Here is a 16,766-nt window from a genome sequence, read left to right as displayed (position 1 = left end):
TTATCATGACGGACATGGGCGCAGTTCAACAGGTTGACATCGACCATCTCATCGAGCGATATGCCGTCATCCTCCTGGATGCTTATGGCGTATTGGTCAATGCCGAGGGGGCTTTGGCAGGTGCTGCCGGGTTGCTACGTCGGCTCAACGAACTTGGCAAAGACTATTTCGTTTTGACAAACGACGCCACGAAACCACCCGAAATCGCGGCGCGGCGCTACCAGGGGTTTGGTTTGCCGATCGAGGCGGAACAGATCATCTCGTCGGGTAGTCTGCTGACGCCGTATTTCGAAGAGCACGGCCTTGCTGGCAAGACGGTGAGGGTGCTCGGGCCCTCCGGGAGCCTTGCATACGTGCGTGCTGCCGGGGGTGTCGTTGCCGACGCGGCCGACCCCTTCGAGGTGCTGGTGGTCGCCGATCAAGAGGGCTTTCCGTTTCTGGAAACGGTGGATGCCACACTGACGGCATTGTTCGCGCAGATCGATGCGGGTATGCCGGTCGAGTTGATTTTGCCCAATCCCGATCTCATCTTCCCCAGCGCCACCGGTTTCGGGATCACGTCAGGCGCCATTGCGCTGTTGCTGGAGTCTGCGCTGCGCTTGCGCTATCCGGATCGAGATGACCTGAAATTTACCGTGCTCGGCAAGCCACAGCCCGGCCTCTTCCTGGCCGCGCAGCGACGGTGTCCCGGGAAGCGTATGGTGATGATCGGGGACCAACTGGCGACTGACATCGCTGGAGCGAACGCCGCGGCCATTCCGTCGGCGTTGCTGTTGGGTGGTGTGTCAGCGATGTTATCCGAATTCCCGGCCGTCGGACCGCGCCCCGATTATGTCCTTGCCTCCCTCGATCCCGCCGGTTGAAGCTCCGCAGCGGCCGGCTAGCGCCATTGTTGACGCCGCTTTCCGGCGCTACATCGCGGAGTGCCGGGTTCGACTTCCTCCGTTTTGCGCTCGTCATTTCTCGTTCCGTGGCGCATGGCAAATCCACCGCGCGGCCTGGGGACATGATCTATGGAAAGTGCCGGCCAATGCGCTGTGGGCCGGACCTTATCTTCTGTCCCGCGGCGCGGCCGCGCTGTTCGTCCGTTTTGGATGGCCGGACGCGGCCAGGCGTCTTGCTCAGCTTCCGCCCGGTTTCAGAACAGCGGTCTCTCGTGAACTGGAATGGCTGGTGTATACCGAACTGCTTCAACTCCCAATCATCCAGGGGGAGAGACGGTCGGAGCACGACGCCTTGTTGGAGACCGTCGCTTCGGACGCCGTCATTGCACAGCTGGCCGGACCGGAGCTATCGGAGCTGGAACGTCTTGCTGCGAGACCCGGGGCGCGTCGGAAGCTCGAGGACTTTCTGGCGGTATATGCTCACAGCCGCACGGCGGCAGCCGAGCTGTCGGGTTCCTTGCTCAGTCTCGCGGCCGGAGCGGGCAGTCTGCGGCAATTCACTCCGGGCTCCGCGGCGCTGGGACAAGCAGCGGCTGCAGCAGTGGCTCATCAGGTCGCAGTCGCCAATTTCGCGCTCGGCCCTACGCTGGGACAGCTCTACTACACCCTGTTTCCCGCTGCCGCATCAGCCCCTTTGGTTATCGCGACCGTGGGTGGCTTGATGCTGGCTCTGGGCACCATTACTGCGCTGACCGGCATCGTGACGGACCCGGTGCAGCAGGCGTTGGGGCTCCATGAACGGCGGCTGCATCGCTTGCTTGATGCTCTGGAAAAGGAGTTGCTCGGCGAACACGGAACGCTGCGGTTGCGCGCTGCGTATGTGTCCCGATTGATCGATGTGATCGATCTGGTACGAGCCGGGGTCAGAGCGATGCATGCATGAGCGGCCGTCGGAGCTAGAGTGCGCCGTCGTATGAGCCTGTCGACGGATGGCGGTCCTGCCCGGAACGAAACCCGCTGATGGCTTGCCAAACCCCTGTAGCGTCAGGAAAATACGGCAGTATTAAAGGGCTGCCGAGCCTTTAACTATCGACCGAGGTGTTTATCGATGGCGGCACGTAGATCGCTGATCCGGTGGGTTGCCGTGCTCGCGGCTGTGGTAGGTCTTGGCGTGACCGCCGTCCTGCTTGCGCAGCAGCGGCTTGCGGCCTTCGGCGTGGCGATGAATCCCCCGGACCAGAGTCATGAGGTCGATCCGAGGGAAGCGCTGAACTTCGAGCCCATTGGTATGGGATCCACCATCAGCGCTCTGACAATCGTCGATACCGATGGCAGGGCAGTCGCAACCCGAGGTGATGGGAGCCACCGCGAATCGACCGATCCTCTGGCTTTCGGCATGCGCTATGACATCAGCGTCACGGTTGAAAGGCCATGGCTGCGGCAACGCGCGGAACACCATTTCGTCATTCACACGGTGGCCCAACCCCGGCTCGAAGGTCGTGCCGAGCGGATGCTGGAGGCGGATGGAAGCGTGACGGTGAAGTTCGACCACCCGGTCGGCAGTTTGGAGATCAAGGGGGACGTGCCATTTCGCGCGCAGTCGGACGGTGAGCGCCGGAGCTTCAAACTGTCAGCGGAAAGCTATCCGGCTGGGCAGACTTTTCCGCTCGAACTCAGTCTGACGACCGTCACGGGTGTTCCGATCCCGCCCATAAGGCTCGCGATCACTACGGCCCCGCCATTGACGGCGAAGATTACACCCCACGACATGACGGATCTCGGTGTAGGGCTTCCGATCGAGGTAACTTTCAGTGAGCCTGTCGCCGACCGCGCCAGCATCGGGCAGCATTTCGTCGTCCAGACCGCGGACGGCAGGCCGGTTGCAGGTCGCTGGTTCTGGTATAACAGCACCCGGCTCAGATTCGCCCCCAGCCCGACGTGGCCGGCGCACGCCGCTATCGAAGTGAAGTTTGATCCGGAGGGGGTTAAGTCGCAGCAAGGCGGCATGATAGCCGCCCCGTTGTCGGCCCGTTTCAGCACTGGCGCCGACAAGCGCATCTTCGTCTATCTCGATAAGCAGCAAGTGGCTGCAGTCGAGAATGGCGAGGTCGTGCGAACGTTCAGGGTGAGTACGGGTAAGGCGAAAACGCCGACAGTCACAGGTTCGTTCTACATTTATGCGCGCTTTCCGCTGAAGACCATGCGCAGCCGCGCAAAGCCGGGCCAGCCAGGGCATTATGTCGTCGAGAACGTGCCTTTCGCGCAGTACTTCTATTCGGACTATGCCTTTCACGGCGCGTGGTGGCATAACGGCTTCGGACATCCCGCGAGCCACGGTTGCGTGAATATGTCCACCCGCAACCACAACCGCCGTTGGCCCAGCGCGCCAGAGGACGCGGGATGGCTTTACCGTTGGGCCGCGCTTGGCGTTCCAGTCACGGTGTTCCGCACATCGCCGACGCAAACGCAGGTGGCATTGAACAAGTGACGCCGCCGGAGTGGCTCAGGTTGTTCCCCTCGGCGCCGCGTCCGCTCTGATCGACGCCGTGAGCCCGCGCTCCAACTCGCCATACCGGAGTTGTATACCGAGTTCGACGAGCATCTTGCGGTTGTCGAGTCGCCGCGACTCCTCCAGGAAGGACAGCATCGCCGGAGAGAATCGTTCCCGGGCCTCGGCCATCGAAATCTCCGGCGGGTGCGGCAAATCCAGCGCATCGGCCGCTTTCAGGAAATAATCGGTCATCGTGGTCGGCTGACCGTCACTGACGTTGTAGACGTCGCAGGCGGATGGAACATGGCCTGCGGCGACACAGATCGCTGCCAGGTCGTCGACGTGGATCCGATTGCTAAACGGCGACTGCTCGCGGCGCACGACCGGTAAGCCTTGGCGCAGGCGATCCACCGGCAGACGGCCCGGTCCATAGATTCCCGGGACGCGCAGGATTACGGCACGCACCCCCCGTTCTGCGCACCAAGCCTGCACGTTCTGTTCGGCGGACCAGCGACGCACCGCGCGATCCGACTGCGGGTTCGCGGGGTGACTTTCGTCCACCCAGTTTCCGTCACAGTTCCCATAGACGCCGCTCGTGCTGATGTAGACGAGCCGTTCCGGTGCTCGCTGCGATGCAATTCGTTCCAGAAAAGCGCCCAGCCGGGGGTCGGTAGTCCCGGAATTCGGCGGCGGTGCAAAGTAATAGAGAATGTCCGGACTGGATCCCTGTATGTCAATCGACGCTGGCACATCCAGATCGGCCGCCACCACGCGATAGCCCAGGTTTCGCAAACCATTGCAGGTATGCTCCGTGCGGCTCAGACAGATGACCGTGTTGCCCTGGGCGTGCTCGAGCGCAGCGACTCGCCGCCCAACATAGCCACAGCCGACAATCATCGTTTCGTTATTCGCCATTGGGTATTGAACTCATCTCTCGCAAGGCACGACCTGTTGAGTCACGCGGGCCCGGCCTGCGAAGGTCCCGAAGACGTCATGTCGTGGTCGATGGAAATCGAATGGCCTAAAGCGGCCCCTCCGGCGCTGTCCTGTTGACCGGAACCCAACACGTAGCCATTGTCTCGTGCCGATCTCGCGAATTTAGACCGCCATCTATTGCGGGAAGGGTGCGCCGAGTTCGACAGCGTCCCTGTTGAAAGCGCGGCCCCGACGAATGGCGAGTATTCCATCATGCACGAACGGATGGGATGCCTTAATCCATCCATTGCCCGACGAAGGGCTAGCGAGGGCTTTGGTGGACGATCCGCCGCTGACTTCGACTGGGGTTTTTCGCGTGTGTTGGCACGACGTCCTTCTTTAGCTGGCGGCCAACGGCGAGTAACGTACCCAGGGTCAGACTCATCAGGTACTGATCCTGGCCGGCATTGATCAAGTGAGAGTTATGCAGGGAAAAGGGGATCAGAACGAGGGAGATGGCCGTTGCTGCGCGCAGCAACTGTCGATCTTCCTCGTCCCCTTGCCAGCGGTAGCGACGAATCCCGAATACCACGGCACCAAACAATATGCTGAGATAGCTCAGGCAACCGAACAGGCCCTGATCCCAGAGCAGCTGGGCGATGGCTGTTGAGTTGATGGTCCAGGGGATGTAACGCTTCGCAACGTTGCCGATGGCAACCGTACTTTCGGCCCTACTGGCGCCTGGGCCATAGCCGAACAGTCGCTGCAATGGCGTGTAAAGACGGTCGCCCCACCAGATACTCAGCGAGGCGCCGCGGCCGACCTCGCCGCCGGGCTTGACATTGTTCGGATCAAAGAAGTATTCCAGCCTCTCAGTACCTTCCCGACTGCCGATCTTTTCCGCATCGTAATAGAGCGCATTGTAGGCTTTGTACATGGTGCCGAGCGCGACGGCCATCACCAGGGCGACAAGTACGAATCGCACCGGATTGCGCAGATGGGTGTCGAGGTCGAACAGGAGGAAGGCTGCAGGTAACAACACGAATGCGGACTTGTTCTCGGACAGAACGATGGCAAGAAAGGCCGCCACGATCACCGCCACCTGATACAGCGACGAAATCTTGTTGCTGCGACGCAGAGCGACAGCGGTCAACATTGCGCCAACCATGTAGAGCATCAAGGTGGAACTGTGTCCGCCGCCTTCCGGGTTGCCTCCAAAGGTACCGACCACGGCATCGAACCGGGTCACCGCGTCAATACGTCGTGCGGCAACGATGAAATGCTGGTACATCACAACCGGGAAGCAGATGATCGGAATCGCGATCAGCCACATCCAAAGTCGCTTGACGAAACTCCAAGGCACGAACCCGAAGCCGATTGCGATGAACACCGCCCATGACGGAAGCAGGTTCTTCAAGCCGACGATGCCCTGGAGTAGCGGTACCCGGTTCACAAAAACCGCGATCGCCATCCCGCCCAAATAGGCTATCAGTGCGATCACAAAAAATGGCATACCGCTGGAGGCCGACGGTTGCCGCCGTGAAGTAAGGTAGGTCAGAAGGACCTTCGCGCCGACCAGCAGCGCGGAGCCAAATGGCAGCCAATGGCCTTGCTGGATGCGGAGAAAATAAACGACGCACCCGGCAATGATCGTCGCCGTGACGAAATGGGCCGACATCAGGAGTTCCAGGGGCAGCAACAGCAGCACGAAGCCGATGATGGCAGCGAATGCCAGCGCATCCAGCGCATAGTTGCCCAGTCCGATTGCCATGCCGGCAACCAGCGCGACGAGCAGCGCGATGACGAGCATCAAGGCGTTGATGAGTGCAGGGCTCATGCGGGCCTCGGTCACGCTTCCGAGGCCGAATGGGCGTGTACTGGTGATTCGCTCGTTCATATCGCAGGGAGGCCGTTGTGGCGGTTGAGCTAAGGTACGAGGACAGCGGGAAGGTCCGATGTAGCCTTGACGAGAACAACACTGGATGGCCGGCAGCGCCGGCGCGGCCAGGGGTCATCGCGCGGCAACTGCGAGCGGCCATCGAAAGCGCATCACGTTCCAAGGGTGCCCTCGGCCATTTAAGCGGTGGCTTCGGCATACCCACGGCTGGACTGCCTATATATAACATACGCGGACGCAGGACACCCACGCTCCGAGCGAACGCACACCCGCTGCGGTGCACGAGGGGAGTTGCTGCCGGCCAGCGACCGGAGGCCAATGGCATGACGGGCTGCATCGCAGGCGTTAAGGGTTGCTTTGGTGTAAGGTTGCCGTCCGCCGTCGTGGAGTTGCGCTTGGCACCGGGAGCGTTAGTGTTAAGGCAGCGGGACGGGGGGGAAGGACATGCAACCGAAAGGGCGACCAAATGAACGGAGCGACGAGCTTTACCACTAGTACACTGATCTGGGCACGCCTCTGGCAAAGCGTCAAGAATCTGGCGGCCTCCGAAGTAGGCGGTAAGGCCAAGATGATGGCCACGGCGCTGGTCCTCATGTCGCTGTCGATCAATGGCCTCAACGTGCTCGCGAGCTATGTGGGCCGCGATTTCATGACAGCGATCGCGGGGCGCCAGACGACCGAGTTCGTTTGGCTGGCACTGGGCTATGTGGGCGTCTTCACTATCCTGACAATTGTTGCGGTGGTTTTCCGCTTTGCCGAGGAACGGCTCGGGCTGTTGTGGCGGGAATGGCTGACCCGCCGAATCGTGACCTTTTACCTAGATCACCGCGTCTACTATCGCCTGGACGAAGCGGGCGCATTGAGCAATCCCGACCAGCGCATTGCCGACGACATTCGGACCTTCACCGTCACGACATTGTCGTTCACCTTGATGGTGCTGAACGGAACCTTCACGGTGATTGCGTTTTCGGGTGTGTTGTGGAGCATCAGTCCGCTACTGTTTCTGGCTTCCGTTGCCTACGCCGCTGGCGGAACCTGGTTCGCCATTAAACTGGGTCGCCCTCTTGTGACATTGAATTATCGACAATTGGACAGGGAGGCCAATTTCCGGTCGGATCTGATTCACATAAGGGAAAACGCCGAATCCGTGGCGATGCTGCACCGCGAGGCGAGTTTGCAGTCACGGCTGCAAGGACAGATTGACGCGCTGGTGTCGAACTTCAAGAGCATTATCGCCGTCAACCGTAACCTTGGCTTTTTCACAACCGGATACAACTATCTCATTCAGGTCATTCCAATCCTGTTCGTGGCGCCGATGTTCATGGCCGGCGAGGTCGAATTCGGCGTTGTGACACAAGCGGCGGTGGCGTTCACCGCGTTGCTTGGTGCGTTTTCGCTCATCGTCAATCAGTTCCAGTCCATCTCATCCTATGCCGCTGTCGCATCGCGGCTCAGCGACCTTGCCGAGGCCATCGAGCAGGCCGCACCGGAAGCAGTCCGCGGGAACATCGCTGCGGTATGCGCGATTTGCGCGCACCCCAGCGCCGCACCTTCCGATCTGAATCCGGCGGACAACATCAAGGTCATCGAAGATCCGCAGCGGGTGGCGTTCGAGGCACTGACGCTGCGCTCGCCGCGCGACGGGAGAGTGCTGGTCGATAAGTTCACCGGAGAAATGGGTGCAGGCCGTTCAGTGCTGATCAAGGGCCCGGATCGCGCCAAGCTGGCGTTGTTTCGCGCTACGGCGGGTATCTGGGACACTGGCGAGGGCCGGATCTTCAGGCCGGCCCTAGAGGATATTCTCTTCCTGCCCGAGCGTCCCTACCTACCTCCGGGAAATCTGCGGGAGATCCTTTTGACGCAGGCAGCGGAAGGTACTACGAGGGATGAGGAGATCCTGAGGGTACTGGATTCGGTCCAGGCTGCAGCGGTACTGACGAGAGCAGGGGGGCTGGATCGGGAACAGGACTGGGATGATCTCCTGTCGCTCGGCGAGCAGCAGTCGCTGGCCTTCGCCCGCCTGTTGCTGGCACAACCGCGGTTTGCCCTGCTGGACCGTCCTGGTACGGCGCTCAGTGTGATGCAGGTGCGCCATATGTTGCGCCTGTTGGCGCACCAGGATATCAGCTGGATCACCCTCGGTGACGGTGATGACCAACTGGCCGACTACGCGTTGCTGTTGGAGTTTGATGACTCGGGACAGGGGCGTTGGCAGGTGCTGGCGGAACCCGATCGCGACTCAGTCTGACCGGAGGGCTCGCGGTGTAGTGATCACCCGGCTCACGGTGCGGGAGCGGGGGAGGCTTCCGGGCTGGCTTTCGCTCGCGTGTGCAGCGTTTCAAACAGCGCCTCAACCGCATGCGTCGCCTCCTCGCACTGTGGTACCGCCTCGGGCAGGCCGCTCTCCGTCCAAAAGTCGGCATGCTGCGATACGGCTTCGAGGGAAGCGACCTCGTTCAGGCTGTCACAGGCTTCGTTCATGCGTTCCTCGGCATCCGAAAGATTGTCGGTGTCTTCTTCCGATAGGGACAGGCTGGGAAGTTCCATGATCAGTTCGTTCGTGATCCGGTTGTGGTAGCGGAACACGCGTTCGAATTGGGCCGCGAACTGTGCCTGCGACATATTGACCTCGCCTTCTTCCAGGGTTCGCGTCCGGACCGAGTCGCAGGCCGCAACCGTCAGAACGAGCAGGGCGATAGCCACTCCGCGGAACGGTACGCAAGGGCCGGCAGGAGCCGACGGACTTTGGGTCGATAACGGCTGATCTCCGCGAAAGGCAGGGGGCTCCTCGGGGCAAGCCAGCGCAAGTTTCCTCCCTGGCGCTTGGTGATGCCTGCTCATGTCGTTCTCTTCGTTGTCTCCGGGTAGGTTCGGAAGATCGCACTGGTTAGCATATGAGCCCCGCTGTGAGTCCGGGAGGCGTAGCGGCGGCGCGGTAAGGCCGATATCGCTTGCCGTGCCAACGCCGGGAGCCCAGTACCCATCGAATGAAAGGCGGGGGTCGCGATGGCAAGCCGGAGCGCGTAGCGGCGGCAACACCTTTTTCCCGCGAACGGGAGACGGCAGCAACCCATGGGGTCTTGCGGTCAGGTTGGCTATGGCGTTCGGCTGGGCCGGTCCAAGGTCGCTGCTTCCTCCGGCTTCGGCATATCTACCCCGAGGCTGATGACAAAACTCGAGGCTTCTTCGATCGTCATCGACGATGGTATCACGCGCGATTCGTGCAGGATCACGGTGAAGCCGGACGTCGGGTTGGGGGAGGTTGGAACGTAGACGACGTACCTGTCGCCGGTACGATTGGTCACAAAAGCCGGAACCCAGATGCCCTCGCGAGGGTATTCGACGTAGACGACATCTCGCAGCCGGGTGTCCTCGTCGCCGCGGAACAGGCTGAGGATCTTTTTCGTGACGCGGTACAGTGTGCCGAGCACGGGGATACGATCCAGCAGTTTTTCGAGGTAGTAAAGCAGGTGGGCCTTGTCCTGCTTGAGCAAATAGCCGAAGTACACCAGGAACGCTACCGAACCGGCGAACAACAGCACCGGCAGCAACGGCTTGTCTTCGTAACGGCCGTAAATGTTGACTACGAAGTCGCGCAAGAAACGCTCGACGTACAACACGACCTGTACCACGATAAGGACGGGTAGCAGACCCAATACGCCGATCAGAAAATAGTCAAAGCTCCTTTGAAGCGAAAATTTCATTTTTTTGTTCTCTCCGAGCCATAGGTTGCATTCACGGGCCCTGGTCTTGCCGATGCCCTGGATCAGGCGGGCCTCGTAAACGAGCGCCTGACCTGACACTGCGGTTGGCCCGAGTGCCCCACGGGGGGCAGATGGTCAGCGAGTTCCCGCTCCGTTGCCGGCAGTTCCCATCAGGGCGGCGGGTTCCAGGCGCACGATCCGCCCGGCGTCGCCGCCGGCCAACAGGTAGGGCAACCCGTCGGGGCCAATACGCACATCGCGGATTCGCGCGAAGCGTCCATCCAATAACCGCTCTTCATGCACGACGCGTCCGTCGACAATCTCGAGCCGCACCAGTTGATCGAAGGCCAGGGAGCCGATCAGGGCATTCCCCTGCCATCGTGCGAACGGTTCTCCGGCGTAGAACGCGAAGCCGGAAGGCGCGATGGATGGTACCCAATAATGCACGGGCTGCGCCATGCCGGGTTTTTCAGTGCCTTCGCCAATCTGTGTGCCCGTCACATAGTTCCTTCCGTAGGTGATCACCGGCCAGCCGTAATTGCTTCCGGCCTGTAGCAGATTGAGTTCATCACCGCCCTGCGGGCCGTGCTCGTGCGCCCAGACCTTCCCGGTGCCCGGTTGTTGCGCGATGCCCTGCACATTGCGGTGCCCGTATGAGTAGATCTCAGGACGGGCGCCACTGTGGCCAATGAAGGGATTGTCAGCAGGAATGCTGCCGTCATCCTTGAGACGAATGATCTTGCCCAGATGGTTGGCCAGGTTCTGTGCCTGCTCGCGCTCGGTATAGCGTTCGCCGAGAGTGATCAAGAGATTTCCATCGGGGGCAAACAGCAGGCGAGAGCCGAAATGAGCGTTTCCGGGCAACTTGGGCGTGGCGCGAAAAATGACCTGCAAACCGGTGAGCGTGTTGCCGTCGAGACGGCCGCGCGCAACCTCCGTACCGACGCCTTCGGCCGCCCGAGCGACGTAGGACAGGTACACCAGGCGATTGGCGGCAAAATCGGGATGCAGTGCCACGTCGAGCAAGCCGCCCTGGCCGCTGGCGATGATGTCAGGCAGTCCGGCGACGGGTTCCGGCTGCAACGCGCCTCCGACCACGCGGCGTAAACGCCCGGGTCGCTCGGTCACCAAGAGTTCACCATCCGGCAGGAAGGCCAGTGACCACGGCTCAACCAGACCTTGTACGAGCGTGACGGCACGCAGCGCGTAATGCTCGCTGGCAATCAGCGTGCTGGTTGCGGCCGGGGGTGGCGTGCCGCACCCGGTCAGCAGTCTGCAAAGGATCAGCCAGCATAAGGATGACCGGCTTGGGAAACGGCTGAAGCCGTTCGGTGGGTGATACTTTCTCTTGGCAACGATCACGGCTTGAGGGCTTCCGGCAGGAATGATTTTTCCGGGGTCATGCGCGGCCTGTCCGCATGTCCTCTGCTTGTCCCGTCGCGACGAGCGGTTCTTCCGATCGCACTCAGGGCGCTGAGCCGTTGCTGTCGCGACAGTGGGCGCGGACGCGCTGCACCGCGATCAGTGGCAGTATCAGTCCGATGACGGAGACAGTGATGAACAGCGCGCCGAGCTCACTGTAGTCGGCCGGCACCGTCACGGCACCCGAGGCATCCTTGACCTCGCGGTGCACCGTAAAGACCTGGTTCAGATACTTCGTCAGCAACTGCGACAGGGACAGGGCCAGATTTGTAAAAGCGGCCATCACGGCGAAAAACGTCGCCTTCAGTCGCGGTGGGGCGGAGTTTGCGATCCAGGCCAGCATGGGGATCATCGCGATCTGTCCCAAGGGCGACTCCAGCGCGGTATCGATCAATGCGATGAAGCGTTGGTCGACCAGTCCGCCGGTCAGCTTCGCCGTCCATTCGTGCAGCCCATAGAACATCGCCACGTTGGGCAACGACAGCACAGCACCGGCGATGGTCAACATTACGATCACGTCGGTTATGGGGCGTTCGGCCATGTAGCGCCGGAACAGGAACATGCCCAGCAGGGCCAGCGTGCTGGCCAACAGCGACAGGCGGGAGAGGAAACTCTGGTCGAAGCCGAGGACGTCGATCATCCACCAGCTCGATCCGGCGCCTGGCCCGGGCATTGCCCGAAACACGAAGATCACGAGCGCCGTCGCCAGCAGATCGCGGCGCGCGGTCGGGCTCAGTTCACGGGTAAGCCGCAACATCAGAAAGAGCACGATGCCGATCGACCCGGCAAAGACGATTTCTTCGTTGAAGGGAATCGCAGCCAGCCCCATGACTACCGAAAACAGCAGGAAGGCGAGCCCACCGCCCAAAATCCACCAATTGACCGGGGGAGGCTCCTCAGCCCGAACGTCGATGAGTCGAGCGGCCTCGGCAGACGTGTAGCCCTGTGCCAGGAGCTGCTGCATGTGGCGTCGCCGCAAAAAGCCGGCCAGCAAGGATCCCCCGGCCGAAATGGCGGGGATGATCAGAGCGAGCTGATAGATGTCGAGATACACGGCTACTTTGCCGGCGGTATCGAGGGATTCTGCATCGGCGAACATCAGCACGTTCACCGCGGCGACCAGAATCGTTCCACCGATGATGGCGACCCGTCCGAGGGTCTGCATGGTCGTGTGCCCGAGGCGAATCGCCTCATCGGAGAGTGGCAGACCCTGCTCGTCCACCCGCGGTACGGCTTCCACCGTCATCGCGTCGGCGACGGTGTCCTGCAGGACATAGCCGAGTGGGGCGAGTAGCGACGACAGCACGTACCATTTTTCCGCCGTCATGACATCGCCCATCATCCGGGGTTCGGCGAGGAGGCCGACCATGATCAACAAGCTCACGGCAACCAGGGTGGCCCCCAGGTAGATCAAACCTGCCTTGTGCTTCCAGACCAGATCCACGAGATGTCCCATGGGCATCTTCAGTGCCCAGGGCAGCATGGTCCAGAACCCGAGCGCCGCCAGAAATTCCGCCGACAGGCCGAGATATTCCTTGACGAAAAAGGTACCAACGATGGCGGTGAGCCCCGAGATGCCCGCGGCCAGATACACCATCAACGGAGGGAGATAGGACAGGCGCAACTCACGACCGAGTTCGAGGACGTTCCGGTCGAACCAGCGATGTAGCTGCAACAGAATATGAGGCGTGGTGCCGGAGGCGAAAGGGTCTTCGGCGTGTTTCATGGGTGATTCGAATCCGGCAGCTGAGGGTACAGTTTCCGCGCCCACCCCCCAGGCCAGTCCCGGGGCCAGACGCATCCAGACGCGTAGCATACAGCCAAATTCCATCCCGCTGCCCCCGCGGTGTTGCCAGGCGCTGGGCTGCGCGCTGTCTGCGGAGTAAGGAACATTGGCCGGGAAGCCTGCGATCGCGGGCTCAAACGACGTGGCCGCTTGCGGCCGGGATCCGGCCAGCCTTCCCGCTCGGAAGGCGGCCACGAAAACGCATTGCACCGGGAGAGGATCTGCTACAGGCCCGCGTTGTCGCTTTGGCAGACTTTCGGTCTTCTGACCAGGAGCGAGTTCCCGGCGAGGTCGCCGGTGCGGGATGACCGGTCCCGGTCGCATGCCCGAAGCGCGAGGTTCCGAAGCCCCGCGCACTGCGGCGGCGACGCCTGGATCCTGCCGCCCCGGGGACGTTCCCGCAAAGAAACAGTCTGGTCCAGTGCGAGGGCTAGCCGTGCGACTTCATATGTCAGCAACATCCGCACGTTAGAATGTAGCTGGCCCAGCCGAAACTTGTGGCGCTGCGAAAAGCTGCCTTAGTGTCGTAACCTCAGCCTCCAGCCGATAGCAGGACCCACATGAGCGACCTGACCCTTGCCTCGACCAAGCCGCTGACCGCCGATCACCTGCAGCAACTCCATGCCTTTTGGCGCGCCTGCAATTATCTGGCGGTGGGCATGATTTACCTGCGAGACAATCCGCTGCTGAGAGAGCCGCTGCAGGAAGCGCACCTCAAGAGCCGCCTGTTGGGGCACTGGGGTGCCAGTCCCGGCCTGTCCTTCATGTACACGCATACCAACCGGATCATCCTCGAGCATGCGCAGGAGGCGATCTTTTTGGCGGGGCCGGGGCACGGTGCCCCGGGTGTCTTGGCACCGGTGTACCTGGAAGGCACGTACTCGGAGATCTATCCGAACACCAGCGAGGACGCCGAGGGCCTAAAGGCATTTTTCAAGCAATTTTCCTTTCCCGGCGGGATCGGCTCGCACTGCACCCCCGAGACCCCGGGCTCGATCCACGAGGGCGGCGAACTCGGCTACAGCCTGTCGCATGCGTTCGGCGCAGCCTTCGACAATCCCGAGCTGCTGGTCGTGGTGGCGGTGGGCGACGGTGAGTCCGAGACCGGCCCGCTGGCGACCTCGTGGCATTCGAGCAAGTTCCTGAATGCCGCCCGGGATGGCGCGGTGCTGCCGATCCTGCATTTGAACGGCTACAAGATCAACAACCCGACGCTGCTGTCGCGCATTCCGAACGAGGAACTGGCGATGCTGCTGCAGGGCTATGGGTGGACCCCGCATTTTGTCGAAGGGAGCGACCCGCTGGAGATGCACCAGGCGATGGCGGCGACCATGGACGCGTGCTACGCACAGATCCGTGCGTTCCAGAGCGAGGCACGGGCCAAGGGTGCCGCCCATGTGACCCGATATCGCTGGCCGATGATCGTGCTGCGGACGCCGAAGGGCTGGACCGGGCCGAAGGCAGTCGACGGCAAGAAGGTCGAAGGTTTCTGGCGCGCCCATCAGGTGCCGCTGTCCGGGCTGCACAATAACCCGGCGCATCTGCAGCAGCTCGAAGACTGGATGAAGAGCTACCAGCCCGAGGAGTTGTTTGACGAGACGGGCAAATTGAAACCTGAAATCCGGGCCATGGCACCGCAGGGGCGCCTGCGCATGAGTGCCAACCCGCATGCCAACGGCGGTTTGATCCGCCGCGCGCTGCGCCTTCCGGATTTTCGGGAGTATGCCTGCGCGGTCGAAAAGCCCGGCTTGATTCGCGCGATGAACACCAAGCCGCTGGGTGCCTTGTTGCGCGACGTGATGCGCGACAACCTGACCAACTTTCGCGTGTTCGGCCCGGACGAAAACACCTCCAACAAACTCGACGACGTTTACCAGGTCAGCAAGAAGCTCTGGCTGGCGGATTACTTGCCGGAAGACGCCGATGGCGGCGAGCTGAGCCCCGATGGCCGGGTGCTGGAGATGCTCTCCGAGCACACCCTCGAGGGCTGGTATGAAGGTTACGTGCTGACCGGACGGCATGGCTTCTTCGCCACCTACGAAGCCTTTGTGCACGTCATCGACTCGATGTACAACCAGCATGCCAAGTGGCTTTCCATCTGCAACGAGATTCCGTGGCGCGCGCCGATCTCCTCGATCAACCTGCTGATCACCTCGACCGTCTGGCGCCAGGACCATAACGGCTTCACCCATCAGGACCCGGGCTTTCTCGATGTCGTGGTGAACAAGAACCCGGAAGTCGCCCGGATTTACCTGCCGCCGGACGTCAACTGCCTGCTCTCGGTCACCAATCACTGCCTCAGGAGCATCAACTACATCAACGTCATCGTCGCGGACAAGCAAAACCATCTGCAGTACCTCAGCATGGACGAGGCGATCAAACACTGCACCAAGGGCGTCGGCATCTGGGACTGGGCCAGCAATGACGACGGGTGTGAACCGGATGTCGTGATGGTCGGCTGCGGCGACATTCCGACCAAGGAGGCGCTGGCGGCAACGGCGCTGCTGCGGACGGAATTTCCCGACATCAAGATCCGCTTCGTCAATGTCGTCGACCTGATGACCTTGCACCACGAAGGTCCGCACGCCCTCAGCGACCGTGACTTCGACAGCCTTTTCACCACCAACAAGCCGGTGATCTTCAACTTCCACGGCTATCCCTGGCTGATCCACCGGCTGACCTACCGCCACGCCAACCACAGCCAGTTCCACGTCCGTGGCTACAAGGAGAAGGGCAACATCAACACGCCGCTGGAACTGGCGATCCAGAACGAGATCGACCGCTTCAGTCTGGCGATCGATGTGATCGACCGCGTCCCGCGGCTAACGGCGATTGGGGCGCATGCCAAGCAGCGGTTCCGCGACCTGCAAATCGAGGCGCAGAATTACGCCTACGAGCACGGCATCGACATGCCGGAACATGACGACTGGACCTGGCCGCTCTAGGCAATACCGGTTTTTTTTACGTGCTGCATGAGGGGATGATATGAGTCTGAACCTGTATCTGCTGAGACATGGCGAAACCGAAGCCAGCTTCAACGGGGGTTACTGCGGCCGCATGGACCCTGATCTGACGCCGATCGGCCATGAGATGGCCAAGGATTTCGCTCAGGCGTATCGCGATCATCCCTTCGAGGCGATCTATGTGAGTCCGATGCTGCGGACGCGCATGACGGCTCGCCCGCTGTGCGAGCTCGCCGGCGTTGACATGCAATTGCGCGACGGTTTGCGAGAACTGGATTTCGGCGACTGGGAAGGCAAGTCGCCGGATCAGGTCAACCGCGAGCATCCGCTGGATTACGTTCGGTGGCTGGCCGATGCGGGCTGGAATGCGCCAACCGGCGGTGAGCGCGGCATCGACGTCGCGCGGCGTGCACTTGCCGTTCTCGATGAAATCCAGCAAGAGCACACGAGTGGGGATGTTTTGGTGGTGTCCCACAAGGCGACGATCCGCATCCTGACCTGTGCGTTGCTGGGGATCGATATCGGCGGCTATCGGGACCGAATCGGCATTTCCGTCGCCTCGCTGGCGGTCATGGAGTTTCATGACAACGGCCCACGCCTCGCGCGGCTGGGGGACCGCTCGCATCTGCGTGAGGAGCTGCGGCATCGCCCCGGCTCCTGACGTGGCCTCGGTGGTCGAGGGCCGATTGGTTTGACCGGACATG

Annotated in this window: 12 protein-coding genes; 6 read left to right on the top strand and 6 right to left on the bottom strand. The window is 61.5% G+C overall.

The window, feature by feature from the left end; all coding sequences use genetic code 11:
• Positions 1-14: 14 nt before the first annotated feature.
• From BWR02_RS14700 to BWR02_RS14690, 3 genes are all read left to right on the top strand, one after another.
• Entirely contained in the window at positions 15-863 is an 849-nt protein-coding gene (locus BWR02_RS14700; protein ID WP_162560173.1) for an HAD-IIA family hydrolase, read from the top strand.
• Between the two features lie 310 nt (positions 864-1,173).
• Positions 1,174-1,827, top strand: coding sequence for a DUF6635 family protein (locus BWR02_RS14695; protein WP_139558686.1), 654 nt, complete (start codon positions 1,174-1,176; stop codon positions 1,825-1,827).
• Between the two features lie 165 nt (positions 1,828-1,992).
• Positions 1,993-3,372: a L,D-transpeptidase gene (locus BWR02_RS14690; protein WP_139558685.1), complete on the top strand. Its 1,380-nt coding sequence runs from the start codon at positions 1,993-1,995 to the stop codon at positions 3,370-3,372.
• A 15-nt stretch (positions 3,373-3,387) separates the two neighbouring features.
• Here the strand turns inward: BWR02_RS14690 and BWR02_RS14685 are convergent, their stop codons facing one another.
• Together BWR02_RS14685 and BWR02_RS14680 are read right to left on the bottom strand one after the other, a co-directional pair.
• Positions 3,388-4,290, bottom strand: coding sequence for an SDR family oxidoreductase (locus BWR02_RS14685; RefSeq protein ID WP_139558684.1), 903 nt, complete (start codon positions 4,288-4,290; stop codon positions 3,388-3,390).
• A gap of 322 nt (positions 4,291-4,612) precedes the next feature.
• On the bottom strand, positions 4,613-6,187 hold the full coding sequence (locus tag BWR02_RS14680; RefSeq protein ID WP_139558683.1) for a TopoII/MutL transducer domain-containing protein: 1,575 nt from the start codon (positions 6,185-6,187) through the stop codon (positions 4,613-4,615).
• 466 nt (positions 6,188-6,653) lie between these two features.
• Here BWR02_RS14680 and BWR02_RS14675 point away from each other — a divergent pair, with 466 nt between their 5' ends.
• Positions 6,654-8,435, top strand: a complete 1,782-nt coding sequence (locus tag BWR02_RS14675) for an ABC transporter ATP-binding protein/permease (protein WP_139558682.1) — start codon at positions 6,654-6,656, stop codon at positions 8,433-8,435.
• A gap of 32 nt (positions 8,436-8,467) precedes the next feature.
• Here BWR02_RS14675 and BWR02_RS14670 read toward each other — a convergent pair whose 3' ends face one another.
• The 4 genes from BWR02_RS14670 to BWR02_RS14655 form a co-directional block, all read right to left on the bottom strand.
• Positions 8,468-8,890: a hypothetical protein gene (locus BWR02_RS14670; protein ID WP_139558681.1), complete on the bottom strand. Its 423-nt coding sequence runs from the start codon at positions 8,888-8,890 to the stop codon at positions 8,468-8,470.
• A gap of 392 nt (positions 8,891-9,282) precedes the next feature.
• Complete coding sequence (locus BWR02_RS14665; RefSeq protein ID WP_139558680.1) at positions 9,283-9,891, bottom strand: DUF502 domain-containing protein; 609 nt, start codon at positions 9,889-9,891, stop codon at positions 9,283-9,285.
• 135 nt (positions 9,892-10,026) lie between these two features.
• Entirely contained in the window at positions 10,027-11,253 is a 1,227-nt protein-coding gene (locus BWR02_RS14660) for a PQQ-dependent sugar dehydrogenase (RefSeq protein WP_201276280.1), read from the bottom strand.
• Between the two features lie 103 nt (positions 11,254-11,356).
• A complete protein-coding gene (locus tag BWR02_RS14655) occupies positions 11,357-13,039 on the bottom strand; it encodes an MFS transporter (RefSeq protein WP_201276279.1) in 1,683 nt (560 codons plus the stop codon).
• A gap of 620 nt (positions 13,040-13,659) precedes the next feature.
• On the opposite strand from BWR02_RS14655, the gene BWR02_RS14650 reads away from it, so the two are divergent.
• Together BWR02_RS14650 and BWR02_RS14645 are read left to right on the top strand one after the other, a co-directional pair.
• Positions 13,660-16,044 (top strand): phosphoketolase family protein, encoded by a 2,385-nt coding sequence (locus BWR02_RS14650; protein ID WP_139558679.1) that lies wholly within the window; start codon positions 13,660-13,662, stop codon positions 16,042-16,044.
• Between the two features lie 40 nt (positions 16,045-16,084).
• Positions 16,085-16,723 carry a histidine phosphatase family protein gene (locus tag BWR02_RS14645; protein WP_139558678.1) on the top strand — a complete coding sequence of 213 codons (639 nt, stop codon included), beginning with the start codon at positions 16,085-16,087 and terminating at the stop codon, positions 16,721-16,723.
• Positions 16,724-16,766: the final 43 nt, after the last annotated feature.

Origin of the sequence: Methylotetracoccus oryzae (assembly GCF_006175985.1) — a bacterium.
GTDB classification, from domain to species: Bacteria; Pseudomonadota; Gammaproteobacteria; order Methylococcales; family Methylococcaceae; genus Methylotetracoccus; species Methylotetracoccus oryzae.
This window is presented reverse-complemented; position numbering and strand designations above follow the sequence as displayed.